This window comes from Saccharopolyspora tripterygii (assembly GCF_054778355.1).
Genome location: NZ_BAAGZP010000045.1, coordinates 76,027 through 102,768, shown reverse-complemented (window position 1 = coordinate 102,768; position 26,742 = coordinate 76,027). Strand labels below are relative to the sequence as shown.

The following is a 26,742-nucleotide window of genomic DNA, read 5'->3' as shown; positions in this document are numbered from 1 at the left end:
CTCACCAGGCGTGATCTCTGCCGTCGGTCGGCGATTGCGGGATGGGTGGCACGGTCGGCTTCGGGTCGAAGGACAGCGTGCCGTGGTTGATCGGGAAGCTCGTCGGCATGCTGCCGGTGGCCCTGCCGTAGGCGCACGCGACGGCCGCCATCGACGCCGCGACCCCGAGCTCGCCCGCGCCACCGGGCTCGTCACCGGTGTCCGGCAGCACGACGATCTCCATCTCCGGCGGGGTGTTCCACTGCCGCGTGTAGAAGTAGTTGTCCCAACTGGCTTCCAGGAAGTGCCCGTCGCGCAGGTGCAGGCTGGAGGTCAGCGCCAGGGCGATGCCGTCCGAGATGCCGCCCATCATCTGCGCTTCCAGGCCGCGCGGGTTGACCGCGAGGCCGACGTCCACCGCGAACACGGCCTTCGTCACGCGCGGACCCGCGACGCCGTCCCGGATCGGGCGGTCGACGGTCTCCGGCCGGCAGTCGAGTTCGACGAGGCACGCGCTGACCGACTTGTACTCGGCGTGGAACGCGATGCCCTGCGCGACCCCGTCCGGCAAGGACCTGCCCCACCGGCCGATCTCGGCGACCTTCTCCAGCGCCGCCCGCGAGCGGTCGTCGCGCAGGAACGCGCGGCGGAACTCGCAGGGGTCCGCGCCCATCCGGTCGGCGAGCTGGTCGACAACGAGCTCCCGCGCGCAGGTGACGTCGGGCGAGTAGACGTTGCGCATGCTCCCGGTGTTGAAGCCGTCGTCGGTCTCCGACAGCAACCGGGTGCTCGCGCCGAAGTCGTAGGACATGGTCTGCGACAGCTGGAAGAACGTCTCGGCGAACCCGATGTCGCCCACCGGCAACTGCGCGGCGAAGGCGGTGATGATCTCGCCGAGCCCGTGGCCGAGGTCGGTGGACACGCTGGTGTGCCGCTGGTCGTAGCCGAGCACCGCACCGTTCGCGTACGTGGCGCGCACGCGGGAGGTCGCCATCGGGTGGGTGCGGCCCTGACGGGAGTCGTCGGCGCGGTGCCACATGAGCTTGACCGGTGCGCCGAACGCCTTCGACGCCTCCGCCGCTTCGAGCGCGGCGTCGAAGAAGAGCTTGCGGCCGAAGGAACCGCCGCCCTCGGTGACGTGGACGGACACCGCGCTCGGCGGGAGGCCGAGCCGGGCTGCGATGGTCTGCTTGGCCACGATCGGCGATTTCAGCGCGGACCAGATCTCGGCCCCGTCCGCGCTGACGTCGGCAACCGCGCAGTTGGGTTCCAAGGCGCTGTTGCTGCGGAAGTGGAAGGTGAACGCGGCCTCCACGGTCGGCAGCGGCGGCTCCGGACCGAGCGGGAGTTCCGCGGCCCGCAGCTCGTCGAGCACGGTCGCATCGGATTTCCCCTCGGCCGTACCGGGTTTCCACGACACCCGCAGCGCGTGAATCGCGTCGATGCACTGGCCGAACGTGCGCGCGCGGACCGCAACACCGGTCGAGATGGTCGCGACGCCGGTGACGCCCGGCATCGCCCGCACCTCGGCGAGGTTGGCCACCGAGCCGACCCCGCCGTTGATCGTCGGCGGCCGGCACACCATGGTCGGCAGTGCGCCCGGGACATCGAGGTCGAGCGCGAAGGTCTTGCGCCCGGTCACCGCCGCCAGGGCGTCGACGCGGTTGTGCGGCTCACCGACCACGGTGAACGACTCGCGCGAACGCAGTGGCACCGCAGCGGGTTCCGTCCGCGCGCTCGCGGCCTTCGTCGCGAGCGCACCGATGTCGAGGGAACCACGCCCGCGAGCCGACACCCTCCCGCCGTCCAGGACCAGGTCGGCGATGGGCGTGCCGAACTCGGCCGACGCCGCCGCGAGCAGTCGCTGCCGGGCGAGGGCCGCTGCCACCCGGATCGGGCCGTAGGTGGCGATCGTGGTGTTGGATCCGCCGGTGAGCTGGTTGAACAGCAGCTCGGGCCGGGCGTCGGCGAGGGTGACCCGCACCCGGTCCAGCGGCAAGCCCATCTCCTCGGCGATGAGCATGGCGGTCAAGGTGGTGATCCCCTGCCCCACCTCGGCCCTCGGCAGCGCGAGCGAAGCGGTCCCGTCGGTGCCGACCTGCACGGAGATCAGGTTCGAGGTCGGCAGCGCGGCGACGGTCATCAGGTCGTTGAGGTCGACGATTTCGGTGATCTCGGGTGAGGGGAGGGAGTTCGGCCGGGCGCTTGCCGGGGTCGCCCGGCCGAACTCGGCAGCGGTCACCAACGTGGGTGCCGCCAGCACGTACCCGAGGAACCGCCGCCTGCCCATGGCGTCTGGCACTTCTCACTCCGGGCGGTTGTGGACGGGGATCTCGATCTTCGTCTGCTGACCCTTGGTGAGGTAGAACAGGATGTACTGCCGCACCGCTTCGTCGATGGCCCACGCGGCTTCGGGCACCGCGGGCAGCGGGATCAGCCCCTCGCGGAACTTCACCAGCAGCGGCCACACCTCGGGAATCAGCTCGTCCCACACGGGTTCTCGCTGGATCCCGTCCCACTCGGCCACCTCCTGCCCGACCAAGTAGCGCGCGAGCGCGTTGCACAGCGGACGGCTGATGCTGGCCGGGCTGGTCTGCTCGGCCAGCTGCCCGAGCAGGACGTCGGTGAGCTTCACGCCCTCCGGCGTCGGCCCCATGTTGCGCGCCATGATCTGGTCCGACTGCGCGTAGGCCGCCTCCCAGGTCGCCGGGATGTACTCGTCGGCGATGCCGAGCACGTGCGCGCTGACCTGCCACACGTGCAGGTACGCCTCGGATTCGTCGTCGGTGATCGGCACCTCCCACTCGCGCATCTTGCGCATCGCGAAGGTCGGCAGCGTGTGCCAGGTGACCAGCATGTCCTCCTGGCTGATCGGGATCTCCTTCTCCTCGGTCGCGGCCTGCCAGTGCGGCGACTGCGGGAGGAGGTGGCGCACGGCCGCGTGCACCAGCCGGGTCTTGACGCACTCGACGACGCACGTGCCCTCTGGCCGGTAGGCGTTGAGCGAGCCGACGGCGAAGCCGAACAGGCTCGTCTTGGCGACCCGGTCCTCCATGTCGGCGCCACCCGCCGAGTAGTAGACCGACTGGGCTTCCTTGGGGATGGCCGTGGCCAGGATCCCGCCGCCCGGCCCGTTGCACAGGTTCAGGTAGATCCCGCGGCTCTTGTTGAACTCGGCGGCGAGTTCGAGCTTGTCGGGATCGGCCCACGACGGCATCCGCCGCGCCTGCTCCATGAAATCGCGCAGATCCGCGGGCAGACCGTCGGGGAGCGGCTGGTCGTTGCGCTCCCAGTTCCACAGCAGCTCGTTGACCCTCGGGATCTCCCCTCGCTCGAAGAGGGACGCGAGCAGCCGATCGGCCTGCTCATCCCACACCCAGTGCGGGTCGGCACCGGCTCCGCTGCCTGCGACCGAACCGCTCGGCGACCACGTCCACCCGATCAGCGACCGCGCTTGCGCCGGGGACGCCGCGACGAGCGCGCCGAGCGCTCCCAGGGCACCGCCCGAGATGAGCGCCCGACGCCTGCTCATTCCCACCATTTTCGGTGTGCTCCTTTCGAATTCAGTTGTGTCCGTGACGTACTCAGGACGGGCGGTTGGTCGTCGGGATCTCGATGCTGATGGGCTTCCCTTCGTTCAGGTAGATCAGCACGACCTTGCGCAGGAACTCGTCGAACAGGTAGTAGGTCTCCTGCGATCCGGGGAAGTGGAGCCCGGTTTCGCGGGCGATGATGAACGGCCGCCACAGGGTTTCCAGCAGCGGGCTCCAGACCGGTTCGCGGGGGATCGAGAGCCATTCGGCGATCTCGTCGCCGAGCGTGTACCGGGTGAACGCGCCGAGGACGGGCTTGCTCAGCAGCGCGCTGTCGATCTCGGCGCCGAGGTTGAGCAGGATGTCCGCGAGGTCCACACCCTCGGGCGTGGGGGCCAGCGCCGGGGTCAGCACCTGCGCGGCCTGGCTGTTGGCCTCGTCCCAGGAGGCCGGGATGTACTCGTCGCTGACGCCGAGCATGTGCCCGGTCACCTGCCAGGAGTGCAGGTAGGCTTCCGAATCCTCCTGCGCCACGGGCACTTCCCACTCGGCGAGCTTCTGCCGGACGGTGGTGGCCAGGCTGTGCCAGGTGACCATGATGTCGGCCTGGCTGATCGGGATGTCCTCCGGAGCGGCCTCGTTCCAGTGCGGCGACTGCGGCAGCAGGTGTCGCACGGCGGCGTGCACCAGACGAGTTTTCACGCAGGTGACGCCCATCTCGCCATCGGGGTCGTAGGCGTTGCGGGTGCCGATGTCGTAGCCGAGCTTGGCGGTCTTGGCGATGCGGTCCTTCATGTTCGCGCCGCCGTAGGAGTGGTAGACCGCCCGCGCCTCCTTGGGGATGACCGTGCTCATCATGCCGCTGGCCATGCCGTAGAGGACGCCGAGGTAGAGGCCGCGTCGTTCGTTGAATTCGTAGGCCTGGCCGAGCTTGTCGAAGTCCGTCCACGCGGGGACCCGGCGGGCGTGCTCGATGAAGTCGCGCAGGTCCGGGGGAAGACCGTCGGGCAGCTGCTGGCCGTTCTTGGTCCAGCTGCGCAGGAGCTCGTTGACGCGGGGCACCTCGCCGCGCTCGAAGAGGCCCTTCACCACGGGGTCGGCTTCTTCGTCCCACAACCAACGCGGGTCGACGCCCGCGCCGCGGCCGGCCACCGAACCCTGCGGCGACCAAGTCCACACCCTGCGCGCGTGGGCCGGTGCCGCGAAGCCCAGAGCGCCCAGCGCGCTCAGTGCTCCGCCGGAGAGCAACGCCTTTCGCCTGCTGAGTTCGTCCATGCTTCGTACTCCTCCTTGAGCTACGAGCAACCTGGTTGATACTCTGATACGAGTTGTGCTTCCTTGTATCAAGGAAGCACAACTCGAGGCGAAACACCAGCCCCACCCGCACCGAGAAGAGGCGATCCGTGGATCCCGCACTGCCCGACCTGATCGCGCGCGACGAGAACTCGAAAACGTTGCTGGAACGCGCTTTCTCCGATGCCGTGGAGTCCGTCGACGACAACGACGGGGCCACCGCGCGCGTGCTCGACGCGGCCTACGAGCAGTTCTGCCGCATGGGCATCCGGCGGTCGACGATGGAGGACGTCGCCAAGCGAGCGGGCGTCTCGCGGATCACGGTCTACCGCCGGTTCGCGAACAAGGACACCCTCGTCGAGCACGTGGTCCGGCGTGAGTTCCGCCGCTACTTCGACCAGTTCCTCCTCGACATCGGGGAGGCGAGGACCCTCGCCGAGCGGCTGGAGCTGGGATTCGCCAGCTCGCTGCGCACGATCCGGCGGAACCCGCTGATCGGCGGCCTGATGGACGCCGAGCCCGACGTCGTGGTCCCGTCCATGATCAGCGACGGCGGTCGCACCATGACCACGGTCAGCCGGTTCCTCGCCGAGCGGCTGCGGATCGAGCAGCGCGCGGGGCACGTCTCGAAGGACGTCGACGTGGCCCTGGTCGCCGAGATGATGGTCCGGGTCTCCACGTCGTTCCTGCTGACCCCGAGCGACCTGGTCGACCTCGACGACGAGCAGCAGATCCGCCACATCGCCCGCAGGTTCCTGCTGCCGATGCTCGACCCCTCCAGCACGTCGGGCTGAGGACGCCCGGCGATCGACGTACGCTCGGCGACGTGCTGCTGTACACGATGAACGTGTCCGCGGACGGCTTCATCGCCGACCGCGAGGGAGCTTTCGCGTGGAGCGAGCCCAGCGAGGACCAGTTCCGGCGCCACCTCGCGGAGACGCGCGAGCTCGACGGATTCCTCTGCGGCCGCAAGCTCTACGAGACCATGCTGGTGTGGGAGACCGATCCCGCGATGCGCTCCGACGAGCTCGGCGCCGCGTTCGCCGACGCCTGGAGCGCGCTGACGAAGGTCGTCTTCAGCCGCACGCTCGACACCGTTCAGGGCAACGCGCGCCTGGCGGAGGGACGGTGCAGGACGAGGTGAACGCGACCGCCGGCTCGACCGTCGCGATCGGCGGCGCCGGGCTGGCCGCAGCAGCGATCGAGCTCGACCTCGTCGACGAGTTCCACCTCTTCCGGCACCCGATCTTCGTCGGCGGCGGCACCCCCTACCTGCCCCCGGTCACCGAGGACAGGCACCTGCGCCTGCGGGAGACCACCACCTTCCGAGACGTGATCTACGAGAGCTACGCGCGCGCCCGCTGACGCCCCTGGCGGACGAGAAATCGTCGGCCCAACGGCCTACATTCGTGCCATGACCGTGCACACGACCAACTACGCGACCGCGTTCATCGCCGTCTCCGAGGACTGCCCGGTGGCGAAGGCCGAGGAGCCGCCGCTGCGGGAACCACCTTCGGTCGCCCGCATCCAGTACGACATGCTCATCGCCGCGCCGTACCGGCACACCTCCGACGACGTGATCTACGAGTCCCAGGGCAAGCGACGAGGCCTGAGCCGGGAGGAGTTCTTCTCCAAGGGCCAGCCCTGCTTCCGAGCCTCACCGCTGACCAAGCGGTACGGGTGGGGCGTCCACTGCGACGCGGAAGGCCGCATCGCCCTCATCCCCTCCGGCACGCAGGAGTACCGGGAACTCGCCGCCGACCCCGCCCTCACCCACACCTCAGCCATGCGCTCCAGGCGCTAGGAGACGTGCTGGTCCACACCACCACTGCCGGCACTCACTGAACACACGAGCGAGCCGGTCCCTGACGTTGTGGACGATCACCACTTCAGCGCACGGCCCCACGACTGTTCGCCGCCCTCCGGGGCCACCCCTCCTCTGCCGATCTACGTCCTGCTGAACTGGCCGTGGAAGTGGTGCGGGATGTGGTGCGGTACGGCTGCGCGGGCGAGTGGCCGCAGCGTCTCGGCGTCGAGGATCAGCAGGGCGGAGTGCGCGCGCCGGGTGTCGAGCACGACGGACAGCAGGACCCCGTCGTCCTCGCGAGTGGCCTCCGGGTTGCTGACGAAGACCGGTTCGCCCGGGTACTGGCCCGGTTCGTGCCAGGTGCGTGATGATCCGTCCGCGGTGTCGATCCGGACGATCTCGTCGATCCAGCCGTGGCGAGTGCCGGCTCCCCAGACGTAGCGATGGGGCTGTCGGTTGCGCCGGCCATTGATGCGCGGCAGCTCGATGGTGGCGTCACCGATCTGCTCGCTGCTGGCACCGTTCTCGTTCAGCCGCAAGCGTTTCAAGTACGAGCGCTGGATGTGCCGCGCGTCGTCGCGCATCGCTTCGTGGATCCGGTCGAGGTAGAGGTCCTGGATGATCCGCGCGTCCGGGTAGGCGCACAGGTCCACCACGACGTCGGAGCCGTCCTCGTAGGCGTTGACGTGGTGGAACGCGAAGAACGGTTCGAGCGTGCAGCGTGCTCCGACCTCGCCGCTCCGGCGGTCGACCAGGGTGACCCGGGTACCGCGCTCCGGTTCCCAGCGGTAGTTCTCGATGAACGGCTTGCCGGAGAGCACCATCGCCGAAGGTTCCACGACGAGCGGGAATTCGACGAGCACGAACCAGTTCTCGGTCATCCCGAACGAGTGCATGTACGAGGGATGCCGGACCGGAATCGAGGCGAGGACCTCGATTCCGGTCTCGTCGACGCGGTAGAAGCGGTACGAACTGCGCGGCCCGAGCTTTGCCGCGTAGTTGAGCATCGCGCCGGACTCGTAGTGCGGATGCGCGGTGGTGATCTGCCCCGGGGCGCGGTACGGGACACCTGCGGTGTCCAACGTGCGCTGGTCGAACTCAACCGGGATGGAACTCTCCGTCAGCGCGACGAATCGCTCGCCGAGCTGGGCGATGTTGACGTTGGCGTTGTCGGTGGAGGCGCCCGAGAAGGCTGCCTGGATGCGCTGGAAGATCGACCGGCACGGGTCGGTGGCGAACTGGCCGTAGGCGAGCTTCCCGGCCTTCGTTGCGGAGCGGTAGGTCTGGCTGTCGAGGTACTTGTTCGCGTAGGAGACCGTGCCGTCCGCGACGGTGAAGCTGTGCAGCATCGCGAGCCCGTCGAACCAGTGGCGCAGAGCCGTGCTGCCCACGTCCCACGTAGCAGGCCCTGTGCGCAGCAGGTTCCCGGAGAGCCACGAGGGGATCTCACCCTCGATGGGCAGTTCGTCGACGGTGATCTCGTCGTCGAGCGTGGTGAGTCCGAGTTCGGCGGTGGTATGAGCGGTGACCATGTCGTTCACCTCGAATGATTCGAGTCGAATGGTTCGATCCGTACGGTTCGAAAGGTACGGTAGGGTCTCCGGCATGTCAACGGTTCGCCTCACGAACGCGTCGTACGTGGTGCTGGGCTTGATCGAGGCGTTCCAGCCCGCCACCGCCTACGACCTCAAGCGGGCGGCCGGGCAGAGCGTCGTCAACTTCTGGGCGCTGCCTCACACGCAGCTCTACAGCGAAACCTCACGCCTGGCCGAAGCAGGACTCCTGCACGAGGACCGAGAGGAATCGGGCCGCCGCCGACGCAGATACACGCTCAGCGACGAGGGGAAGGCCGAGCTGGACCGCTGGCGAGCCGAGCCCGTGACGAGCCTCTACGAAGTCCACGACCAGGCCACGCTCAAGCTGTTCTTCGGCGCCGACCCCGAAACCCTGGCGGCCGACCAGATCGCGCTGCACGAGGAGAAGCTGCGCGAGTACGAGGAAACCCGCGCGAGCCTGGACGAGGACACCCCGCGCGGCATCATCCTGGCTCTGGAGATGGGCATGGGCCTCGAACGCCACTTCCTCGACTTCTGGCGCACAACGGTGAAGCAGACGAAGTGACGTCGATGCTGGCGGCACAACCGCTCACCGGCCGGGCTCCCGCTCGGCGAGGACCTGGTGGCGGAGCCGTTCTTCGAAGCCGATGACCTGATCGACCGGAAACGATTCGTCAAGAGAGAAGGAGTGCGCGCATGGGCCCCGACGTGGTGGTCGTCATCGGTGTCGGCGGGATGGGGCGGAGCATCGCCCGGAGGCAGGGCTCGGGCCGGAAGGTGGTGCTCGCCGACTTCGACGAGGACCTGCTGGCCACCGCGGCCGAAGCACTGCGCGGCGAGGGGTACGACATCGCCGCGCACCACGTCGACGTTTCCTCCCGCGCGTCGGTGACAGCTCTCGCCGAGGCGGCGGCGAACCTCGGCCCCGTCACCGAGATCGTCCACACCGCAGGCCTCTCCCCCGCCCAAGCACCGGCTGCCGCGATCCTGTCCGTGGACCTGCTGGGCGTCGCCCTCGTCCTGGAGGTGTTCGGCGGAGTCGTCGCGCCCGGTGGGGCGGGTGTGGTCATCGCCAGCATGGCCGGCCACGGCCTGCCTCCGCTGGACGCCGAGCAGGAGCGAGCCCTTGCCCTCACCCCCGCTGACGCACTACTCGACCTCGCCTTCCTCGACCAGTACCCCGGCCCGGCGAGCTACGGACTCGCCAAGCGCGGCAACCAGCTGCGCGTCCAGGCGGCCAGCGCGGAGTGGGGCGACCGAGGAGCGCGGATCAACTCCCTCAGCCCGGGCATCATCTCCACCCCGATGGGACAGCAGGAGCTGGCAGGCGAATCCGGCGCCGACATCCGCGCGATGGTCGACGCTTCCGCGCTCAAGCGCGTGGGCACACCGGCCGACATCGCCGACGCCGTGTCGTTCCTGCTCGGCCCCACCGCTTCCTTCATCAGCGGAACGGACCTGCTGATCGACGGCGGCGTCATCGCCGCCGCGAAGACCGGTCGCTGGAGCTCGACCCGCTGACCACGACGATCTCGCCCGCCGGCATCGGAACGCCACGCGCTCCAGACGTGCTCAGCTCTCCAACGCGACTGCGATCGACTGGGCGATCGGGGTCGTCGGGCGGCCGATGAGGCGGGCGAGATCGCCGCTGCCACCCTGCAGCAGACCGTTGGCGATGGCCGAGACGTCCACGTCGACGAGGACGTCGGCGACCGCGTCCGGGACTCCGGCACCGGTCAGGATGCCCTTGAGGGTTTCCGGCGGGACATCGGTGTAGGTGATGTCCCGGCCGGACTGGCGGGAGAGCTCCGCCGCGTACTCCGCGAGCGTGAAGGCGTGGTCGCCGCTGAGCTCGTAGCTGCGGTTCTCGTGCCCCGACCCGGTCAAGACGGCGACCGCCGCGTCCGCGTAGTCCTCGCGCGCCGCCGAGCCGATCTTGCCGTCACCGGCGCTGCCGACGACGCCGTTCTCCAGCTGGACCGGGATCTGGGCCGCGTAGTTCTCGCTGTACCAGCCGTTGCGCAGGAACGTCCAGGTGAGACCCGAGTCGAGGATGGCCTGCTCGGTGCCCTTGTGGTCGTCGGCGAGCGCGAAGTCCGCGTTCGGGCCGCCGAGCACTCCCGTGTAGACGATCCTGACCACGCCCGCTCCCTTCGCCGCGTCGATCACCGCGCGGTGCTGCGGGAGCCGCCTGCCCACGTCGGGGCTGGAGATCAGCAGGACGACATCGCCGTCGCGGAACACCTCGCTGAAGGTGTCGGGTGCGTCGTAGTCGGCGATGCGCAGCTCGACGCCGCGCGCGGCCAGCGGAGCCGCCTTGGCCGCATCGCGGACCACCGCGGCGACCTGGTCGGCGGGAACCTCGCGGAGCAGTCCTTCCACGACGAGCGAGCCGAGCTTTCCAGTGGCTCCGGTGACGACGATGCTCATGTCCACGTCCTCCAGCAGGTGTGATTGCGCTTCGCGCTCACCGTACCGACGAAACTAACTTCTGGTTAGTACCCACTTCCGGGTAAGGTAGTGGCATGGCGGTAAGCAACGAGGTCACGGTCACCGAGCAGCCGAACGTGAATGCGGCCACCTGCCCCTCGCGCAGCGTGCTGGAGCACATCACGAGCCGGTGGGGCGTGCTCGTCCTCGCCGCCCTGCTGGAGGACGGGCGGCGGTTCAGCGAACTGCGCCGGATCATCGGCGGAGTCAGCGAGAAGATGCTCGCCCAAACGCTGCAGACCCTCGAACGGGACGGGTTCGTCCACCGCGAAGCCCACCCGGTGATCCCCCCGCGAGTCGACTACTCGCTGACCGAGGTCGGCGAGCAGGCCGCGCGGTTGGTGTCCGGACTCGCCCGGTGGTCCGAAGCGCACGTGACAGGCGTGCTGGCCGCGCGGGAGGAGTACGACAACCGGACGTGAGACGAGACGAGCTCGTTCACGTCTCGATGAGCTCCGCCGGCAGCGCTCCCGCTGGAACGACTACCGAGCGAGCCAGCCGCGGAGGTTGGCCGTGATCACCGCTTCGTACTGCTCGGCCGGGTCGAGCCCGTCGGGCAGGTTCCCCTGCAGTTCGAGCGTCACCATGCCGTGCACGATCGCCCACAGGCCCATGGCGACCGTTGCCGGTTCACCCACCACGCGGCCGGACTCGATCGCCGCGCGCACCAGGTCGCTCAGCGGCGAGAAGTTGTCCAGCGATTCCCGCTTCGCCTCGTCGTCGGGCTCGAAGTCGGGCATCGGCCGGGAGAACAGCACCGCGTAGAGGTGCGGGTTGGCCACGGCGAATTCGCGGTAGGCGATCCCCAGCCTGAGCACGTCCTCGACGGGGTCGGGCCCGTGCTCGACGGTCGCCAGCTGCCGACCGAAGCGCCGCGAGGCCTCCAGGAAGAGCGCGCGCATCAGCTCGGGTTTGCCCCCGAACAGCGAATACACCGCTGACGTCGACGTGCCCGCGTCGGCGGCCAGCCGCCGCAGCGAGAGGGCCGCGGGCCCTTCATCGGTCAGCAACCGGCCCGCTCCTTCGAGCAGCCGCTCTCTCAAGTTCTCATCGTGGATTCTCGGCCTCGGCACTTGCTCATCGTACCGTAACAGTGTTTCATAACAGTGTTTGTAAATCCGTGGTGTTGGAGGGAGCACACGATGGCAGCGATCGACAAGGGCCGGTGGACCGCAGAGCTGGGGGACGAGGAAGGCGTGGTGCTGTTCCTGATCGGCATGCGCCTCAACAAGGTCTGGAGACTCGACCAGTGGCTCTGGATGGCTCTCGCGATGGGCAGCATGCTCACCTACCTCGCGAAGCATCCGGAGCGGAATGATCAAGGCGCGCAACTGGTTCGGCCGGACGACCGTGCAGGTCGGCTACTGGCGCAGCATGGACCACCTGGTCGCCTTCGCCGCCGAGGAGAACGCGCCGCACGTTCCGGCGTGGCGCAACTACTTCCGGCGCGTCGGCAAGTCCGGCGCCGTGGGCGTCTGGCACGAGACCTACGTGGTGAAGCCCGGATCCACCGAATCGGTCTACACGAACATGCCGGCGTTCGGGCTCGCCGAAGCGACCAACAAGGTCCGGGTCGGCCGGAACACCTCCTCCGCGCGGCAGCGGGTCCGCAAATCCGCATGACGCGGTGGAACACCCGACCGGTCAGGCGCTTTCAGCCTGGCCGGTCTGTTCGATGAGCTCCGCCAGCAGCGCTCCCGCCCGCAGCAGCGCGAGCCCGCGCCGCCCGATCGCGAGCAGCCGGGCGTCGAGAGCGGCGAGCGAACCGCTCACGTCGCGCAGCTCGCGGATCGCCCCGACCGCCTCGCGCACCTCCGGAACCCGGTAACCCCCGGCCCGCAGCGCCGCGGTGATCCGCGCTTCCCTGATCGCGGGCAGGCCGTAACGCCGGGCGGTGCCGGCTCGGGTGACGACCCGCTCCGGCGCGACCAGGCCTTCGCGCTCCCAGAAGCGCAGGGCGGAAGACCTGACCCCCAACGCCTGCGCGAGTTCCGTGATCGTCATCGAGTCCGCCTCGACCGCCTCGACCTCGACCCTCTGCTCGGCGTCGATGGCTTCCAGAGCGCGGCGGGCCGCCACCGCCTGCTCGCGTTCGTGGTTGAGCCCGGTGTGCAGCGAGGAGATCAGCGCGACCCCGGCCTCCGACGAGCAGCGGCGGATCTCCCGCATCGCGCGCCGGGCTTCGACCGGCCCCACCGCGTGCGCCAGATCGCGGTAAGCGCACAGGGCGCGCACGTGGACCTCGGAGAACCGCCGGTACCCGTTGTCCGCCCGGCCGGCCTCCGGTATCACCCCTCGTTCTTCGAGGTCGCGCACCTGCTGGAGATGTCTGGTCAGTGGGTGGGGGAAGTTTTCATGAAAACTTCCCCCACCCCACTGACCAGACCTCTCAGGCACGAAAGGGTCCTGATCAGGACTAAAACCGGGGGTGGCCGAGGGCTTCGGGGCGACCCGCATAATTGCCGGGTGACCGAGCCGCCCGAGAATCCCGGACGTCGGCCTCGACATCAGCAGCCGGGACAGCGCGCGTGGCAACCGCCGCCTCCCCAGCAGCCCGTCAACAGGCCGCCCCAGCCTCCCCGGAACCAGCCGGGTGGTGACGACCAGCCTCCCCGGAACCAGCCTGGTGGTGACGATCGGCCGGCTCAGGACGCTCGGCCGCCCCGGCAGGCGCCGCCGCAGCGGAGGGACCCGCAGCGCACCCGACCGCCGCGTCCGCAGCCCGCTGCCCCGCGCTCGCAGGACGCTCCCACGCAGGTGGAGAGCGCTCCGCCGAGGCCGGAGGAGCCGACTTCCCACCGGCGCCGTCGCCGCGACGAACCCGCAGGCCACGGGCACGGACACGGGCATGGCCCGGCCGCTCCGGCGTCAACGCAGGTCAAGCGGCTGCTGGCGTTCCTGCTGATCCCGTTCGCGGTGGCCGCGGTCGTCGGGATCCTCGTGCTCTACCCGTGGGGCCACGACCAGAAGAGCGGCGCCGACATCGGGTTCGGGCAGTCCCCTGTCAACGGCGAGGTCGTCTCGGCCGGATCCACCTCGTGCAGCGAGGGCGAATCCGGGCAGGGCTGCGTCGAGCTCGCCGTGAAGATGCAGGACGGCCCGCGCCCGAACCAGACCATCGAGCAGGTCGTGCCCACCGACCCGGGCAGTCCGCGCTTCGCCGTCGGCGACCGGGTGGTGCTCTCCTACGCCGGCGAGTACCCGGACGAGCCCACGTCCTTCCAGGTCGTGGACTTCCAGCGCGGCGCGCCGCTGATCGTGCTGGCGCTGGTGTTCGCCGCCGCCGTCCTCGTGCTCGGACGCTGGCAGGGCCTGGCCGCGCTGGTCGGCCTCGGCCTGAGCCTGGTGATGCTGGTCGGGTTCGTGCTGCCCGCGATCCTCGCCGGCGAGGATCCGCTGCTGGTGGCGGTGGTCGGCGCCGGGCTGATCATGTTCGTCGTGCTGTACCTGACCCACGGGTTCTCCGCGCGGACCTCCACCGCCGTGCTCGGCACGCTGCTGAGCCTCGCGCTCATCGGCGGGCTCAGCGCGGCCTTCTCCGCCGCGACGAGCCTGACCGGGCTGGACGACAACACCTCCAGCCTGATCGGAGCGCTGGGCGCGCCCATCGACGCGCGCGGACTGCTGCTGGCCGGGATCGTCATCGGCGCGCTAGGCGTCCTCGACGACGTCACCGTCACCCAGACCAGCGCCGTGTGGGAGCTGCGCGCGGCCAACCCGGCGTTGTCCTGGCGGCAGCTCTACGGCGCCGGGCTGCGCATCGGTCGCGACCACGTCTCCTCGGCGGTCAACACGCTGGTGCTCGCCTACGCGGGCGCGGCGTTGCCGATGCTGCTGGCCTACACCCTCTCCGGCCGGACCTTCGGCGAGATCATCAGCTCGCAAGCCGTCGCCCAGGAGGTCGTGCGCACCCTCGTCGGCAGCGTCGGCCTGGTGGCGGCGGTCCCGATCACCACGGCCATCGCGGCGCTGGTGGCGGTTCGCGAGCCCGCCGATCGGCCTGGCGACGAGGGTGCCGAACGGGCGAAGAAGCAGCGACGACCGGGTAAACCAGCCCTGGGTTAGGGCTGCGCGGCGAGGCCGACCTGCCGCAGACTGGCGGACATGCCCACGCCGTTACCGGATTTCGGCAGCGTCCTGACCGCCCCAGGTCGTCTGCTCGGCGGTCTGACGTCCCTCGGCGGAGCAGCGCTCCGCGAGGCGGCGGCCGTGCTCACGGCGATCCACGCCCTGCCGCGCTTGGTGGTCGCGCTGGAGCGGCTCGGCCCGCTGGCCGACACGCTCGCCGAGACCAGGGACGCGCTGCAGGAGCTCGCCGAGGGCAAGGACGAGCTCAGCCTGGCCTCCGACCAGCTGCGAGTCCTGCACGAGCAGGTCGTCCAGCTGGCCTGCGACCTCCGCGTCCTGGAACCGGACGTCGAAACCCTGACCAAGACCACGGCCCAGCTCGACCAGACGGCTCACCTGCTCATCGAAACCCTCAACCGCGCCTGAACGTCGCCTCGTCGAGCGGGCTGTTCGAATGCCCTGCGGTCAGAGGGTGGCGACGAACTTGGAGACCGCCTCCGGTTGGAGGCGCTGGGCCATGCGGCCCTGCGGGGCCAGGGACGCGAGCTGGTAGAGCGGCCGGTTGGGCGGGGCCTCGCCGCGGGCCTCCGCGCGCAGCTGCGCGACGACCAGCTGGGACAGCACCAGTGCCCGTGTGTCGGGGTTGCCCGCCAGCGCGTCGGCCAACCGGCGCAGGGAGTAGACGCCGAGCTCGCGACCACCGGTTCCGGCGTACATGGCCAGCGACACGCTGATCGCCTTGCCCTTGGGCGCGCCACCGACGAGGACGTTGATGGTGCGGGCACCGCGCAGGTCGGTGACGAACAGCTCCAGCTTCGTCGCCTGGTGCACGTCGACGACGCGGCTGCCCAGCGCGCGGGCCACGACCTCGTGCCCGCGGAGCGTGAGGGTCTTGCGCGACTCGGTCCAGGCCAGCAGCAGCAGCGGCACCGCGACGATCACCAGCGTGGTCACGAACCCGACCGGCCCGGCGAACAGGCTGACGACACCGCCGAACGCGGCGGCCACGATGACCGCCGCGATCGCCACGTTGCGGGCCCTGACCCGCACGGTGCGCCGGTCCAGCAGGTCCAGCGGCACCGTCTCGACGTCGCTCATCTGTCCTCCGCGACCGCCGCGCGCACCTCGTCGACCAGCGAGTCCAGTTGCACCGCGCGCTGCTCGCCGGAGGTCAGGTCCTTGAGCTGCGCGCTGCCGGACTCCAGGTCGCGCTCGCCCAGCACCACCGCGAAGCGCGCACCCGAGCGGTCGGCGGACTTCATCGCGCCCTTGAGGCCCTTGCCGCCGTAGGCGAGGTCCACCCGCACGCCGTGCGCGCGCAGCTCGCCCGTGGCGGCCACCAGCCGACGCTTGGCGGTCTCCCCCATCGGCACGAAGTAGACGTCGCACCGGGCCTGGTCACCGACCGACAGGCCCTCGGCCTGGCACGCCAGCAGCGTGCGGTCGACGCCGAGGCCGAAGCCGATGCCGGAGAGCTCCTGGCCGCCCAGCTGGGCCATCAGGCCGTCGTAGCGGCCACCGCCGCCGATGCCCGACTGCGCGCCGAGCCCGTCGTGCACGAACTCGAAGGTCGTCTTGGTGTAGTAGTCGAGGCCGCGCACCAGCCGCGGGTTCTCCACGAACTCCACACCCAGGTCCACCAGGTGCGCCTTGACCGCCTCGTAGTGCTCCTTGGCCTCCACCGAGAGGTGGTCGACCATCAGCGGCGCGTCGGCGACCAGCTCGCGGACCTCCGGGCGCTTGTCGTCGAGCACCCGCAGCGGGTTCAGCTCGGCCCGGCTCTGCGTGGCCTCGTCCAGCGGGAGCCCGCGCAGGAACTCCTGCAGCTTGGCGCGGTAGGCGGGGCGGCAGGTCTCGTCGCCCAGCGAGGTCAGCTCGATGCGGTGCCCGGTCAGCCCGAGCCGCCGGTAGCCCTCGTCGGCGATGGCGATGACCTCGGCGTCCAGCGCCGGGTCGTCCACGCCGATGGCCTCCACACCGACCTGCTGCAGCTGCCGGTAGCGGCCGGCCTGCGGGCGCTCGTAGCGGAAGAACGCGCCGTTGTAGTACAGCTTCACCGGCAGCTGGCCGCGGTCGAGGCTGTTCTCGATGACCGACCGCATGACGCCTGCCGTGCCCTCCGGGCGCAGCGTCACCGACCGCCCGCCGCGATCGGCGAAGGTGTACATCTCCTTGCTGACCACGTCGGTCGACTCGCCCACGCCGCGGGCGAACAGCGACGTGTCCTCGAACAGCGGGAGTTCGATGTAGCCGTAGCCGGCCCGGCGGGCCGCGTCGGCCAAGGTCTCGCGAACGGCGAGGAAACCCGCCGACTCCGGCGGGAAGTACTCCGGGATGCCCTTGGGGGCGTTGAACGTGCTCATCTGATGTGGGTTCAGTCCTCGTCAGTGGGCGTCGGAAGCGGGCAGTTCCTGCAGGAACGGGTTGCCCGCGCGCTCGCGCCCGATGGTGGTGGTGGGTCCGTGGCCCGGCAGCACGACGGTCTCGTCGTCCAGCGGCAGCACCTTGGTGCTCAGCGACTCGAGCATCTCGCCGTGGTCTCCGCCGGGCAGGTCGGTGCGCCCGATGGCGCCGGCGAAGAGGGTGTCGCCGGACAGCAGCAGCCGTCCGCCCTCCTCGGTGCCGACGCCGAACATCACCGACCCGCCGGTATGACCGGGGCTGTGCGTGACGTCGAAGCTCAGACCCGCCAGTTCCAGCACGTCGCCGTCGGCGATCTCGCGGACCTCGGCCGGTTCCTCGGCGGTCATCCCGTCGCCGAACAGCTGGCGGCCCGCCGGCCCCAGCGCGGCGCCCGGGTCGGCCAGCATGAACCGGTCGGTCGGGTGGACGTGGGCGGGCACGTCGTGCTCGGCGCAGATCGGCGCGGCCGAGAGCACGTGGTCGAAGTGCCCGTGCGTCAGGAGCACCGCCGCAGGCGTGAGCCGGTGCTTGGTCAGCTGCTCGGCCAGCGGCTCGACGGCGTCCTGACCCGGGTCGACGATCACGCAGGCGTCGTCCTCACCGCGAGCGAGCACGTAGCAGTTCGCCTGCAGCGGTCCTACCGGGAAGCCGAGGACAAGCACGTCAGAAGGGCCTTTCGTCGAGGATTGACCACCCCAGGTTATCGTCCGCCGCCGACCCGCCCGCGCACACCGGCGCGGGCTCTCAGGAAGCGGTCCCGAGGCACCTCATAAACTCCGCTGAACAACATCAGATCATGAAGTGCGGGGAGGGGAGCAAGTGCCCAGCAACGAGCAGCGTCGTCAGACGGCCAAACGGAAGCTCGAACGCCAGATGCAGCGCCGTGAGGAGCAGGCCAAGCGACGCCGGGTGATCACCATCGGCGCGACGATCGTCGTGGTCATCGCGATCGTGGTCGGGGTCTTCTACTTCAGCCGGAGCGGCAGCGCGCCCGCGGCCCAGGAGCAGCAGCCACCTCAGCCGCAGGTCAACATCCCGACCGAGATGGCACCGCCGCCGGCCCGTCCCACCCCGCTGGCCGACCCGGTCTCGTGCAACTACCGCCCCGACGGTCAGGCGAGCAAGCCGGTGGACCCGCCCGCCAACGGCGAGGTGCCGTCGAAGGGCACCGTGCAGGCCACCATCGAGACCAACCAGGGCGCCATCCCGCTGACCCTGGACCGCTCGCTGGCCCCCTGCACCGTGAACAGCTTCGTCAACCTGGCGCAGAAGTCGTTCTACGAGGGCACGAACTGCCACCGGATCAGCACCGAGGGCCTGCAGATGCTGCAGTGCGGTGACCCGACCGGGCAGGGCTCCGGCGGTCCCGGCTACGCCTTCGACGACGAGACGTTCCCGGAGCTGAAGTACGGCCGCGGCTACCTGGCGATGGCCAACTCGGGCCCGAACACCAACGGCAGCCAGTTCTTCATGGTCTTCGGCGACGCGCAGCTCTCGCCGGACTACACCGTCTTCGGCACGATCTCGCCGGAGGGCCTGAAGGTCATCGACGACGTCGCCCGCGCGGGCCACGACGGCGCCTTCGACTCCTCCGCCGGTGGCGGCCACCCGAACAAGCAGGTCACCTTCAACAAGATCAACGTCCAGGCCTGACCTGCCGCAGCACCACGAGAAGGGCACCGCTCCACCCGGAGCGGTGCCCTTCTTCTGCGCTCACCCGGGGAGCGCACCTCGCCCGGGGACGGTTTTGGTCCGAATTGACCGGGCAAAAAGGACATCGATCATGGACGGTTCGGACCAAAACCGTCCGCCACCCGAGCGCCCCCGCCCGAGGTCAGGTGGCTGAGGTGACTCGGTAGACGTCGTAGACGCCCTCGATGTTGCGGACCGCCTTGAGGACGTGGCCGAGGTGCTTGGGATCGCCCATCTCGAAGGAGAAGCGGCTCACCGCCACCCGGTCCTTCGACGTCGTCACCGACGCGGAGAGGATGTTGACACGCTCGTCGGCCAGCACCTTGGTGACGTCGGAGAGCAGCCGGTGCCGGTCCAGCGCCTCGACCTGGATGGCCACCAGGAACACCGACGAGGACGACGGTGCCCAGTGCACCTCCACCAGGCGCTCGGGCGTCTTGCGCAGGTCGTCGGCGTTGGTGCAGTCGGTTCGGTGCACGCTGACCCAGCCGCCGCGGGTGACGAAGCCCAGGATCTCGTCGCCGGGGACCGGGGTGCAGCAGCGGGCGAGCTTCGCCCACACATCGCCCGCGTCCTTGACCACGACACCGGAATCACCGCTGCTGCGCCGCTTTCCACCACCCTCCAGAGTGGACGGAGTCGAGCGCTCGGCGATCTGGTCGGCGGCCTGCTCGGGCCCGCCGATGTGCGCCACCAGCTGCTGGACGAGGTGCTGCGCGGAGAGCTGCTTCTCCCCCACCGCGGCGTAGAGCGCGGTGACGTCGACGTAGTGCAGCTCGCGGGCGACGTTGCCCAGCGCCTCGGCGGAGACCAGGCGCTGCACCGGGAGACCGAGCCGCCGGATCTCCTTGGTGATCAGCTCCTTGCCGGTCTCGATGGCCTCTTCGCGGCGCTCCTTGGCGAACCACTGCTTGATCTTGGCCTTCGCCCGCGGCGAGGCGACGAACGACAACCAGTCGCGGCTCGGCCCGGACCCCTCCGCCTTGGAGGTGAAGATCTCGACGACCTCGCCGTTCTCCAGCTTGCGCTCCAGCGCCACCAGCCGGCCGTTGACCCGGGAGCCGATGCAGCGGTGCCCGACCTCGGTGTGCACCGCGTAGGCGAAGTCCACCGGCGTCGAACCGGACGGCAGCGTGATCACGTCGCCCTTGGGCGTGAACACGAAGATCTCGCGGGTGGCCAGGTCGTAGCGCAGCGACTCCAGGAACTCGCCCGGGTCCGCGGCCTCGCGCTGCCAGTCCAGCAGCTGCCGCATCCAGGCCATCTCGTCGACCTCGACGCCACCGCCGCTGTTGCGCCCCTTGGTCTCCTTGTAGCGCCAGTGCGCGGCGATGCCGTACTCGGCGGTGCGGTGCATCTCCTGGGTGCGGATCTGCACCTCCAGGGGCTTGCCCTCGGGACCGATGACCGTGGTGTGCAGCGACTGGTAGACGCCGAAGCGAGGCTGGGCGATGTAGTCCTTGAAGCGGCCGGGCATCGGCTGCCACAGCGCGTGCACCACGCCCATCGCCGCGTAGCAGTCGCGGATCTCGTCGACCAGGATCCGCACGCCGACCAGGTCGTGGATGTCGTCGAAGTCGCGGCCCCGGACGATCATCTTCTGGTGGATCGAGTAGTAGTGCTTCGGCCGTCCCTCGACCTTCGCGCCCAGCCGCGCGGCGTCCAGCTGCGTGGACAGCTCGTCGGTCACGGTGCGCAGGTAGGTGTCGCGCGAGGGCGCGCGGTCGGCGACCAGGCGCACGATCTCGTCGTACTTCTTGGGCTGCAGGATGGCGAAGGCCAGGTCCTCCAGCTCCCACTTGATCGTGGCCATCCCGAGCCGGTGGGCCAGCGGCGCGAGCACTTCGAGGGTCTCGCGGGCCTTGCGGGCCTGCTTCTCCGGCGGCAGGAAGCGCATGGTGCGCATGTTGTGCAGCCGGTCCGACAGCTTGATCACCAGCACCCGGGGGTCCCGGGCCATCGCGATGATCATCTTGCGGATGGTCTCGGCCTCCGCCGCCGCACCGAGCTTGACCTTGTCCAGCTTGGTGACGCCGTCGACCAGGTGGGCGACCTCGTCGCCGAAGTCCGAGCCCAGCCTCTCCAGCGAGTAGTCGGTGTCCTCGACGGTGTCGTGCAGCAGCCCGGCGACCAGCGTCGTGGTGTCCATGCCGAGCTCGGCGAGGATCGTGGCCACGGCCAGCGGGTGGGTGATGTAAGGATCGCCCGACTTCCGCTTCTGGCTGCGGTGCTTCTCCTCGGCGACGTCGTAGGCGCGTTGCAGCAGCGTCAGATCGGCCTGCGGGTGCAGCTCGCGGTGGACCACGGCCAACGGTTCCAGGACCTGTTTGACCTGGGCTGCGCGTTGCGCCGTGATCCTCCTGGCCAGTCTGGCGCGGACTCGGCGCGTGGCCGAAGTCGCACGCGGCTCGGCAACCGGATCGGTTGCCGAGGCAGGAGAATCAACGTGGTGGCTCACCGCACGCTCCCGGGCTCAGGCGTTGCTTAGTCCCAGGTCCGGGGGACCCGGACACTGAGAATAACGCCGACGGGTCAACGACCCATCCCTGGTGTGGTGGTTGATACGCCCAACGGTCACCTTCTGCAGTCGAGACGGCCTTGGAAGTTCGGCCGAACCGATCACCGACGGTTGTCACGCTGCTGACCGTGACGGTCCCCGCCGGCAACTTCCGCTGCTCACGAGCGCAGCAGGGCCCGCAGGTGCTCGTCGACGATCTTGTCGCGGCCACCCAGGGCGACCAGCTCCATCACCACGGTCGCCGCGGTCACCTCAGCACCCGCTTGGCGGATCAGCCGGCACGCGGCACCCAAGGTGCCACCCGTGGCGAGCACGTCGTCGACCACCAGCACCCGCTGCCCGGCGCCCAGCGTGTCCGCGGGCAGTTCCAGGGTCGCCTGGCCGTACTCCAGCTCGTAGGAGATGCGGTCGGCCACCTCGGGCAGCTTGCCGGGCTTGCGCAGACCGATGACGCCGGTGCCGAACGCGTGGGCGACGGCGGCGCCGAGCAGGAAGCCGCGAGCCTCCACCCCGGCGACGACGTCGAACTCCAGCCCCCGGCCCAGCGCGTCGGTGATCGCCCGCAGGGCGGCCGGATCGGCCAGCATCGGGCTGATGTCGCGGAACAGCACGCCCGGCTCCGGGAAGTCGGGGACCTCCCGGATCAGCCGGATCGCGCTCTTGAGGGCGACGTCGTCGCCGTCTGTGACCTCGACGCCGGGACTTTCCACGGCGGTGACTTCCTCGGGCATCAGCGACGACGCTTCCCGCTCGGGCGCGACGACTTGCCCACCGGGCGCGCGGCGGAGGGCTGGCGACCGTTCGCACCGGCCGCGACCGGCTTCTTGGGCTCCTCCGGAACCTCCTCGCCCGCCTCGCGGGCGGCGGCCTTGGCCCGGCGCTGCTCTACCTTCTTGGCGTGCGAGCGGTACTTGGACTCGCGCATCTTGAAGTCCACCAGCAGCGGCGTCGCCAGGAGGATCGAGGACAGGACACCGGCGATCATGCCGACCATCTGCACCAGCGCCAGGTCGCGCAGCACGCCGACGCCGAGCAGCCAGGCACCGACCACGAGCAGGCCGATCACCGGCAGCAGCGCCACGATCGAGGTGTTGATCGAGCGCATCAGCGTCTGGTTGACCGCCAGGTTCGCCGCCTCCGGGTACGTGCGGCGGGTCATGCTCAGCAGGCCCCGGGTGTTCTCCTTGACCTTGTCGAACACCACCACGGTGTCGTACAGCGAGAACCCGAGGATCGTCAGCAGACCGATCACGGTGCTGGGCGTGACCTCGAAGCCCACCAGCGAGTAGATGCCCGCGGTGATCACGACGTCGTGCAGCAGCGCGATCAGCGCGGCCACCGCCATCCACCTCTCGAAGTAGAACGCCAGGAAGATCGTCACCAGCACCAGGAACACGCCCAGCGCGAGCAGCGCCTGGGAGGTGATCTCCCCGCCCCAGGTGCCGGATACCGCGCTGTCGCTGATCACCTGCTGGGTGGGCTGCCCACCCGCGCCGAGCGGCTGGGTCTGCTCGAAGATCTGCTGCTTGACCTTGAGGACTTCGTCCACGGTCAGCGAAGAGGACCGGACCTGGATGCTCTGGTTCGCACCGGCGCCCACGACCTGAACGGTCTCGGCCGGGTGGCCGAGCGCCTCGCTGAACGCGGACTGGACCTGATCGGTCTGGATCGGGCCCTGGGCGCCGACCGCGGGCATCGAGATCTTGGTGCCGCCCTCGAAGTCGATGCCGAGGTTGAAGCCCTTGAACCCGATCGCGCCGACGCACACCAGCAGCAGCAGACCGAACGCGATGTACCAGCGGGAGCGCTTGCCGACGATGTCGAAAGCACCGGTACCGGTGTAGAGGCGGTGGAAGACGCTCTCGCGCTCCTGGGCCCCTTCGGTGGCGGGAGTCGTCACCTTCACGCCTCCTTGGAGGTGGTCGCGGCGGCCTTGCGCGCGGCGCGGTTCCGGTTGCCGATGCGCTGCACCGCGCCCAGCCCGGAAACCGACGGCTTGGACAGGAACTTGTTCTTCGAGGCCAGCGCCACCAGCGGGTGGGTGACCAGGAAGACCACCACGAGGTCGAGCACCGTGGACATGCCGAGGGTGAACGCGAAGCCCTTCACCTGGCCGACGGCCAGCACGTAGAGCACCGCGGCGGCCAGGAAGCTGACCGCGTCGGCGGACAGGATCGTGCGCCGCGCCCGGACCCACGCCCGGGGCACCGAGGACCTGAAGGTCCGGCCCTCCCGGATCTCGTCCTTGAGCCTCTCGAAGAACACGATGAACGAGTCCGCGGTGATGCCGATGGCCACGATGAACCCGGCAACACCGGCGAGGTCCAGGGTGAAGCCGATCCACCTCCCGAGCAGCACCAGCACCCCGTAGACCACGCCACCGGACAGCACCAGCGACAGCACGGTCAGGATGCCCAGCAGCCGGTAGTAGGCCAGGCAGTAGACGGCGACCAGAAGCAGACCGATGCCGCCGGCGATCAGGCCCGCTTCCAGCGAGGCGATGCCCAGCGTCGCCGACACCGTCTCGGCCTCGGACTGGTCGAAGGCCAGCGGCAGCGACCCGTACTTGAGGATGTTGGCCAGGTCCGTGGCGGACTGCTGGTTGAACTGGCCGCTGATGCTGGCGTTGCCACCGGGCAGCGGTTGGTTGATCTGCGGTGCGGAGACGACCTCACCGTCGAGCACGAACGCGGCCTGCTGGCCGACGTTGGCCGAGGTGAAGGCCGACCAGACCTTGGCGCCCTCGGACTTGAAGTTGAGGTTGACGGTCCAGCCCGGCGAACCACCCTGCGGGTTCGGCGGCTGGGCCATCGAGTCGGAGATCTCCTTGCCCTCCAGGAACACCGGTTCGAGGAGGTACTTCGCCGTGCCCTCCCGGTCGCAGGCGACCAGCGGGAGCTTCGGGTCGTCGTTGCCGCGCAGCGGGTCCTCGGCCTTGCAGTCCAGCGCCTGGGCGGCCTGCATCTGCACGTTCGGATCCGTGCTCTGGCGGGTCGCCTTCGCGGCCTCGATCGCCTGCTGCGAATCACCCGGCGGCTGAGCCTGCTGCGGGGTCGTCGGAGCCGGCGGCTGCGTGGCCGGGAACTGCTGGACGACCTTGCGGAAGCCCAGCTCCGCGGTCTGGCCCAGCTGCTTGGCCTCCTCGCCGCCCTCACCGGGAACCGTGATGACCAGGTTCGACCCGTCGAGGGCGACCTCGGAGCCACCGATGCCCATGCCGTTGACGCGGGTCTCGATGATCTGGCGCGCCTGGTCGAGCGATTCCTTGCTGGGAGGCTGCCCGTCGGGAGTGCGCGCGGTGAGCGTGACCCGCGTCCCTCCCTGCAGGTCGATGCCCAGTTTGGGACTGGGCTTGCCATCACCGGTGAAGAACACCAGTGCGTACAGCGCCATCACGATCAGCGCGAAGATCGCGAGATAACGCCCTGGGCGCAGCTGCCCGGCCGGAGGTGCCACGGTGCGTCGGTCTCCTGTTCAGGGTCTGTTCGGACGCGCGACCCGGCCGGAGCCGAGGACGCGAGCGACGAGCGGTTTCGCCCTCGACAACGTACCGCCGGTTGTACCGCGTTCCGCTGAACGATGCGATCTTGTGGCGATGTTCGCCACCTCCGCGTGCCACGTACGACTTTCCAGTCTCGCAGGCCCGGTGCCGACCGCGACTACATGGGGTGGCCGAAACGCAGCGACGCGGGACCGGAGCGGCTCGGCTCCGGCGCCCGCGTCGCTGTGACGGCGTGCTGTCCCCTGGCGGGTCGCCGCCGCGCGGCGCCCGTCGGGGTCGACCAGGTGCGTCAGCTGGTCTTCTGCTTCTCGATGGGCTCGGCGACCTCGGCCTCGGTCTTGGTCTCCTCGGCCTTGGGCTCCTCGGCGGCCGAGGACTCGTCCTCGGTGGCCTCGGCCGTCTCGGCCTCGGTCTCGACCTTCTCGCGGACCGCCTGGCGCACCCAGGTGGTGGTCATGCCCGGGGCGATCTCGATGTCGATCGTGTCATCGCTGGTCGACACGACGGTGCCGAAGACACCCGAGGTGGTCATGACCCGGTCGCCCGCGGTGATCGAGTTCTGCAGCTTCTGCTGCTCGGCCATCGCGCGCTTCTGCTTGCGGGCCTGCAGGAACAGCGGGACCGCCAGCAGGACGATCAGCAGCGGCAGGATCAGGGATTGGAGTTGCATCATGCTCCGTTCAGCGGGCGCACGACAGGACCAACCACGCAGTCCGCGCCCGGTTTGTTCGGATGTTCTAGCCCCCAGTCTGCCAGGTCAACGAAAGTGCCAGGTTGACGCGTGGCAGCCGGCTGGTCCGCCGCCACCGTAACGGCGGATTGTCACCATTCGGTCACTCCCCGAAGAGCGAGGGCTGACCATCGCCCGGAGCGTTGTCCGGAGGCGTCATGCCCAAGTGGAACCACGCGGCTGCGGTGGCCACCCGGCCACGCGGCGTGCGGGCCAGCATCCCCGCTCTGACCAGGTACGGCTCGCACACCTCCTCCACCGTGGTGGGCTCCTCGCCCACCGCCACGGCCAGCGTGGAGATGCCCACGGGGCCGCCGTGGAACGATTTGATCAGCGCGCGCAGTACCGCCCTGTCGAGGCGGTCGAGGCCCATCTCGTCGACGTCGTAGACCTCCAGCGCGGCCCTGGCCACCTCGCGGGTCACCGCTCCGTCGGCGCGGACCTCGGCGTAGTCACGCACACGGCGCAGCAGCCGGTTGGCGATGCGCGGCGTTCCCCGGGAGCGGGCCGCGATCTCGGCGGCGCCGTCGTCGCGCAGGTCCACGCCCAGGATTCCGGCCGAGCGGCGAACCACCTGATCGAGTTCGTGCGGAGCGTAGAACTCCATGTGCGCGGTGAAGCCGAACCGGTCGCGCAGCGGCCCGGTCAGCGCCCCGGACCGCGTGGTGGCCCCGACCAGCGTGAACGGCGCGATTTCGAGCGGGATGCTGGTCGCCCCCGGTCCCTTGCCCACGACGATGTCGACGCGGAAGTCCTCCATCGCCAGGTAGAGCATCTCCTCGGCGGGGCGGGCGATCCGGTGGATCTCGTCGATGAACAGCACGTCGCCCTCGGTGAGGTTGGAGAGCATCGCGGCGAGATCACCCGGCTTCTCCAGCGCCGGCCCGGACGTGACGCGGATGGCCGAGCCCAGCTCGGCGGCGATGATCATCGACAAGCTCGTCTTGCCCAGCCCGGGCGGGCCGGAGAACAGCACGTGGTCGGGCTGATCACCACGCCGCAGCGCGCCGTGCAGCACCAGCTCGAGCTGCTCGCGCACGCGCGCCTGACCGACGAACTCGCTGAGCTTGCGCGGGCGCAGCGACGTCTCGACGTCGGTCTCGCCCTGGTCCTCGTGCGGGGCCAGCGAGACCGCCTCCGCCGGGATCGACCAGTCCTCTTCCTCGTGCAT

At 69.7% G+C, this 26,742-nt stretch carries 26 protein-coding genes and 1 pseudogene; 11 read left to right on the top strand and 16 right to left on the bottom strand.

The genetic code is table 11. From position 1 onward, the window contains the following. Window position 1: 1 nt before the first annotated feature. The 3 genes from ACYVF3_RS30885 to ACYVF3_RS30875 are packed head-to-tail and all read right to left on the bottom strand — an operon-like array spanning window position 2 to window position 4,787. Entirely contained in the window at window positions 2-2,269 is a 2,268-nt protein-coding gene (locus ACYVF3_RS30885; protein ID WP_461157821.1) for a molybdopterin cofactor-binding domain-containing protein, read from the bottom strand. Between the two features lie 15 nt (window positions 2,270-2,284). Further along, window positions 2,285-3,520, bottom strand: a complete 1,236-nt coding sequence (locus ACYVF3_RS30880; protein ID WP_461157813.1) for an oxygenase MpaB family protein — start codon at window positions 3,518-3,520, stop codon at window positions 2,285-2,287. A 43-nt stretch (window positions 3,521-3,563) separates the two neighbouring features. Further along, a complete protein-coding gene (locus ACYVF3_RS30875; protein ID WP_461157812.1) occupies window positions 3,564-4,787 on the bottom strand; it encodes an oxygenase MpaB family protein in 1,224 nt (407 codons plus the stop codon). A 128-nt stretch (window positions 4,788-4,915) separates the two neighbouring features. Here ACYVF3_RS30875 and ACYVF3_RS30870 point away from each other — a divergent pair, with 128 nt between their 5' ends. The 4 genes from ACYVF3_RS30870 to ACYVF3_RS30855 are packed head-to-tail and all read left to right on the top strand — an operon-like array spanning window position 4,916 to window position 6,609. Beyond that, window positions 4,916-5,599: a TetR/AcrR family transcriptional regulator gene (locus ACYVF3_RS30870; RefSeq protein WP_461157811.1), complete on the top strand. Its 684-nt coding sequence runs from the start codon at window positions 4,916-4,918 to the stop codon at window positions 5,597-5,599. A gap of 32 nt (window positions 5,600-5,631) precedes the next feature. Then, on the top strand, window positions 5,632-5,949 hold the full coding sequence (locus ACYVF3_RS30865) for a dihydrofolate reductase family protein (protein ID WP_461157810.1): 318 nt from the start codon (window positions 5,632-5,634) through the stop codon (window positions 5,947-5,949). Beyond that, window positions 5,934-6,170 (top strand): dihydrofolate reductase family protein, encoded by a 237-nt coding sequence (locus ACYVF3_RS30860; protein WP_461157809.1) that lies wholly within the window; start codon window positions 5,934-5,936, stop codon window positions 6,168-6,170. Before ACYVF3_RS30865 ends, ACYVF3_RS30860 begins: the two co-directional genes overlap by 16 nt. Before the next feature lie 49 nt (window positions 6,171-6,219). After that, the gene (locus ACYVF3_RS30855; RefSeq protein ID WP_461157808.1) at window positions 6,220-6,609 is read left to right on the top strand and encodes a DUF6157 family protein; all 390 of its coding nucleotides are present in this window, start codon (window positions 6,220-6,222) and stop codon (window positions 6,607-6,609) included. A 143-nt stretch (window positions 6,610-6,752) separates the two neighbouring features. Here ACYVF3_RS30855 and ACYVF3_RS30850 read toward each other — a convergent pair whose 3' ends face one another. Then, entirely contained in the window at window positions 6,753-8,144 is a 1,392-nt protein-coding gene (locus ACYVF3_RS30850; protein ID WP_461157807.1) for a carotenoid oxygenase family protein, read from the bottom strand. 73 nt (window positions 8,145-8,217) lie between these two features. On the opposite strand from ACYVF3_RS30850, the gene ACYVF3_RS30845 reads away from it, so the two are divergent. Continuing rightward, entirely contained in the window at window positions 8,218-8,733 is a 516-nt protein-coding gene (locus tag ACYVF3_RS30845) for a PadR family transcriptional regulator (protein WP_461157806.1), read from the top strand. Between the two features lie 131 nt (window positions 8,734-8,864). Then, window positions 8,865-9,689, top strand: a complete 825-nt coding sequence (locus ACYVF3_RS30840) for an SDR family oxidoreductase (RefSeq protein ID WP_461157805.1) — start codon at window positions 8,865-8,867, stop codon at window positions 9,687-9,689. A 51-nt stretch (window positions 9,690-9,740) separates the two neighbouring features. On the opposite strand, the gene ACYVF3_RS30835 is transcribed toward ACYVF3_RS30840, so the two are convergent. Beyond that, window positions 9,741-10,598, bottom strand: coding sequence for an SDR family oxidoreductase (locus ACYVF3_RS30835; protein WP_461157804.1), 858 nt, complete (start codon window positions 10,596-10,598; stop codon window positions 9,741-9,743). A 95-nt stretch (window positions 10,599-10,693) separates the two neighbouring features. On the opposite strand from ACYVF3_RS30835, the gene ACYVF3_RS30830 reads away from it, so the two are divergent. Beyond that, on the top strand, window positions 10,694-11,080 hold the full coding sequence (locus ACYVF3_RS30830) for a winged helix-turn-helix transcriptional regulator (RefSeq protein WP_461157803.1): 387 nt from the start codon (window positions 10,694-10,696) through the stop codon (window positions 11,078-11,080). 60 nt (window positions 11,081-11,140) lie between these two features. On the opposite strand, the gene ACYVF3_RS30825 is transcribed toward ACYVF3_RS30830, so the two are convergent. Continuing rightward, window positions 11,141-11,701 (bottom strand): TetR/AcrR family transcriptional regulator, encoded by a 561-nt coding sequence (locus ACYVF3_RS30825; RefSeq protein WP_461157802.1) that lies wholly within the window; start codon window positions 11,699-11,701, stop codon window positions 11,141-11,143. A gap of 99 nt (window positions 11,702-11,800) precedes the next feature. Between ACYVF3_RS30825 and ACYVF3_RS30820 the strand changes: the two are divergent. Further along, window positions 11,801-12,281: pseudogene (locus ACYVF3_RS30820) on the top strand (DUF4188 domain-containing protein). A 21-nt stretch (window positions 12,282-12,302) separates the two neighbouring features. Here the strand turns inward: ACYVF3_RS30820 and ACYVF3_RS30815 are convergent. Next, a complete protein-coding gene (locus ACYVF3_RS30815; RefSeq protein WP_461157801.1) occupies window positions 12,303-12,974 on the bottom strand; it encodes a MerR family transcriptional regulator in 672 nt (223 codons plus the stop codon). A gap of 150 nt (window positions 12,975-13,124) precedes the next feature. On the opposite strand from ACYVF3_RS30815, the gene ACYVF3_RS30810 reads away from it, so the two are divergent. Further along, window positions 13,125-14,723: a YibE/F family protein gene (locus ACYVF3_RS30810; RefSeq protein ID WP_461157800.1), complete on the top strand. Its 1,599-nt coding sequence runs from the start codon at window positions 13,125-13,127 to the stop codon at window positions 14,721-14,723. A 39-nt stretch (window positions 14,724-14,762) separates the two neighbouring features. Then, window positions 14,763-15,152, top strand: a complete 390-nt coding sequence (locus ACYVF3_RS30805) for a hypothetical protein (RefSeq protein WP_461157799.1) — start codon at window positions 14,763-14,765, stop codon at window positions 15,150-15,152. 39 nt (window positions 15,153-15,191) lie between these two features. On the opposite strand, the gene ACYVF3_RS30800 is transcribed toward ACYVF3_RS30805, so the two are convergent. From ACYVF3_RS30800 to ACYVF3_RS30790, 3 genes are read right to left on the bottom strand one after another with little or no spacing between them, the layout of a single operon-like run. Beyond that, window positions 15,192-15,824: a hypothetical protein gene (locus tag ACYVF3_RS30800; RefSeq protein WP_461157798.1), complete on the bottom strand. Its 633-nt coding sequence runs from the start codon at window positions 15,822-15,824 to the stop codon at window positions 15,192-15,194. Continuing rightward, the gene (gene hisS / locus ACYVF3_RS30795; RefSeq protein ID WP_461157797.1) at window positions 15,821-17,089 is read right to left on the bottom strand and encodes a histidine--tRNA ligase; all 1,269 of its coding nucleotides are present in this window, start codon (window positions 17,087-17,089) and stop codon (window positions 15,821-15,823) included. The genes ACYVF3_RS30800 and hisS overlap by 4 nt, the downstream gene beginning before the upstream one ends. A gap of 21 nt (window positions 17,090-17,110) precedes the next feature. Next, complete coding sequence (locus tag ACYVF3_RS30790) at window positions 17,111-17,791, bottom strand: MBL fold metallo-hydrolase (protein ID WP_461157796.1); 681 nt, start codon at window positions 17,789-17,791, stop codon at window positions 17,111-17,113. 157 nt (window positions 17,792-17,948) lie between these two features. Here ACYVF3_RS30790 and ACYVF3_RS30785 point away from each other — a divergent pair, with 157 nt between their 5' ends. Then, window positions 17,949-18,782, top strand: a complete 834-nt coding sequence (locus tag ACYVF3_RS30785; protein WP_461157795.1) for a peptidylprolyl isomerase — start codon at window positions 17,949-17,951, stop codon at window positions 18,780-18,782. A 181-nt stretch (window positions 18,783-18,963) separates the two neighbouring features. On the opposite strand, the gene ACYVF3_RS30780 is transcribed toward ACYVF3_RS30785, so the two are convergent. The 6 genes from ACYVF3_RS30780 to ruvB form a co-directional block, all read right to left on the bottom strand. Beyond that, the gene (locus ACYVF3_RS30780) at window positions 18,964-21,279 is read right to left on the bottom strand and encodes a RelA/SpoT family protein (RefSeq protein ID WP_461157794.1); all 2,316 of its coding nucleotides are present in this window, start codon (window positions 21,277-21,279) and stop codon (window positions 18,964-18,966) included. Between the two features lie 218 nt (window positions 21,280-21,497). Beyond that, window positions 21,498-22,070, bottom strand: a complete 573-nt coding sequence (locus tag ACYVF3_RS30775; protein WP_461157793.1) for an adenine phosphoribosyltransferase — start codon at window positions 22,068-22,070, stop codon at window positions 21,498-21,500. Next, a complete protein-coding gene (gene secF / locus ACYVF3_RS30770; RefSeq protein WP_461157792.1) occupies window positions 22,070-23,245 on the bottom strand; it encodes a protein translocase subunit SecF in 1,176 nt (391 codons plus the stop codon). The genes ACYVF3_RS30775 and secF overlap by 1 nt, the downstream gene beginning before the upstream one ends. After that, the gene (gene secD / locus ACYVF3_RS30765; RefSeq protein WP_461157791.1) at window positions 23,242-24,795 is read right to left on the bottom strand and encodes a protein translocase subunit SecD; all 1,554 of its coding nucleotides are present in this window, start codon (window positions 24,793-24,795) and stop codon (window positions 23,242-23,244) included. The genes secF and secD overlap by 4 nt, the downstream gene beginning before the upstream one ends. A 335-nt stretch (window positions 24,796-25,130) precedes the next feature. Beyond that, window positions 25,131-25,511 carry a preprotein translocase subunit YajC gene (gene yajC / locus ACYVF3_RS30760; RefSeq protein WP_461157790.1) on the bottom strand — a complete coding sequence of 127 codons (381 nt, stop codon included), beginning with the start codon at window positions 25,509-25,511 and terminating at the stop codon, window positions 25,131-25,133. A 163-nt stretch (window positions 25,512-25,674) separates the two neighbouring features. Further along, window positions 25,675-26,742 carry a Holliday junction branch migration DNA helicase RuvB gene (ruvB, locus tag ACYVF3_RS30755; protein WP_461157789.1) on the bottom strand — a complete coding sequence of 356 codons (1,068 nt, stop codon included), beginning with the start codon at window positions 26,740-26,742 and terminating at the stop codon, window positions 25,675-25,677.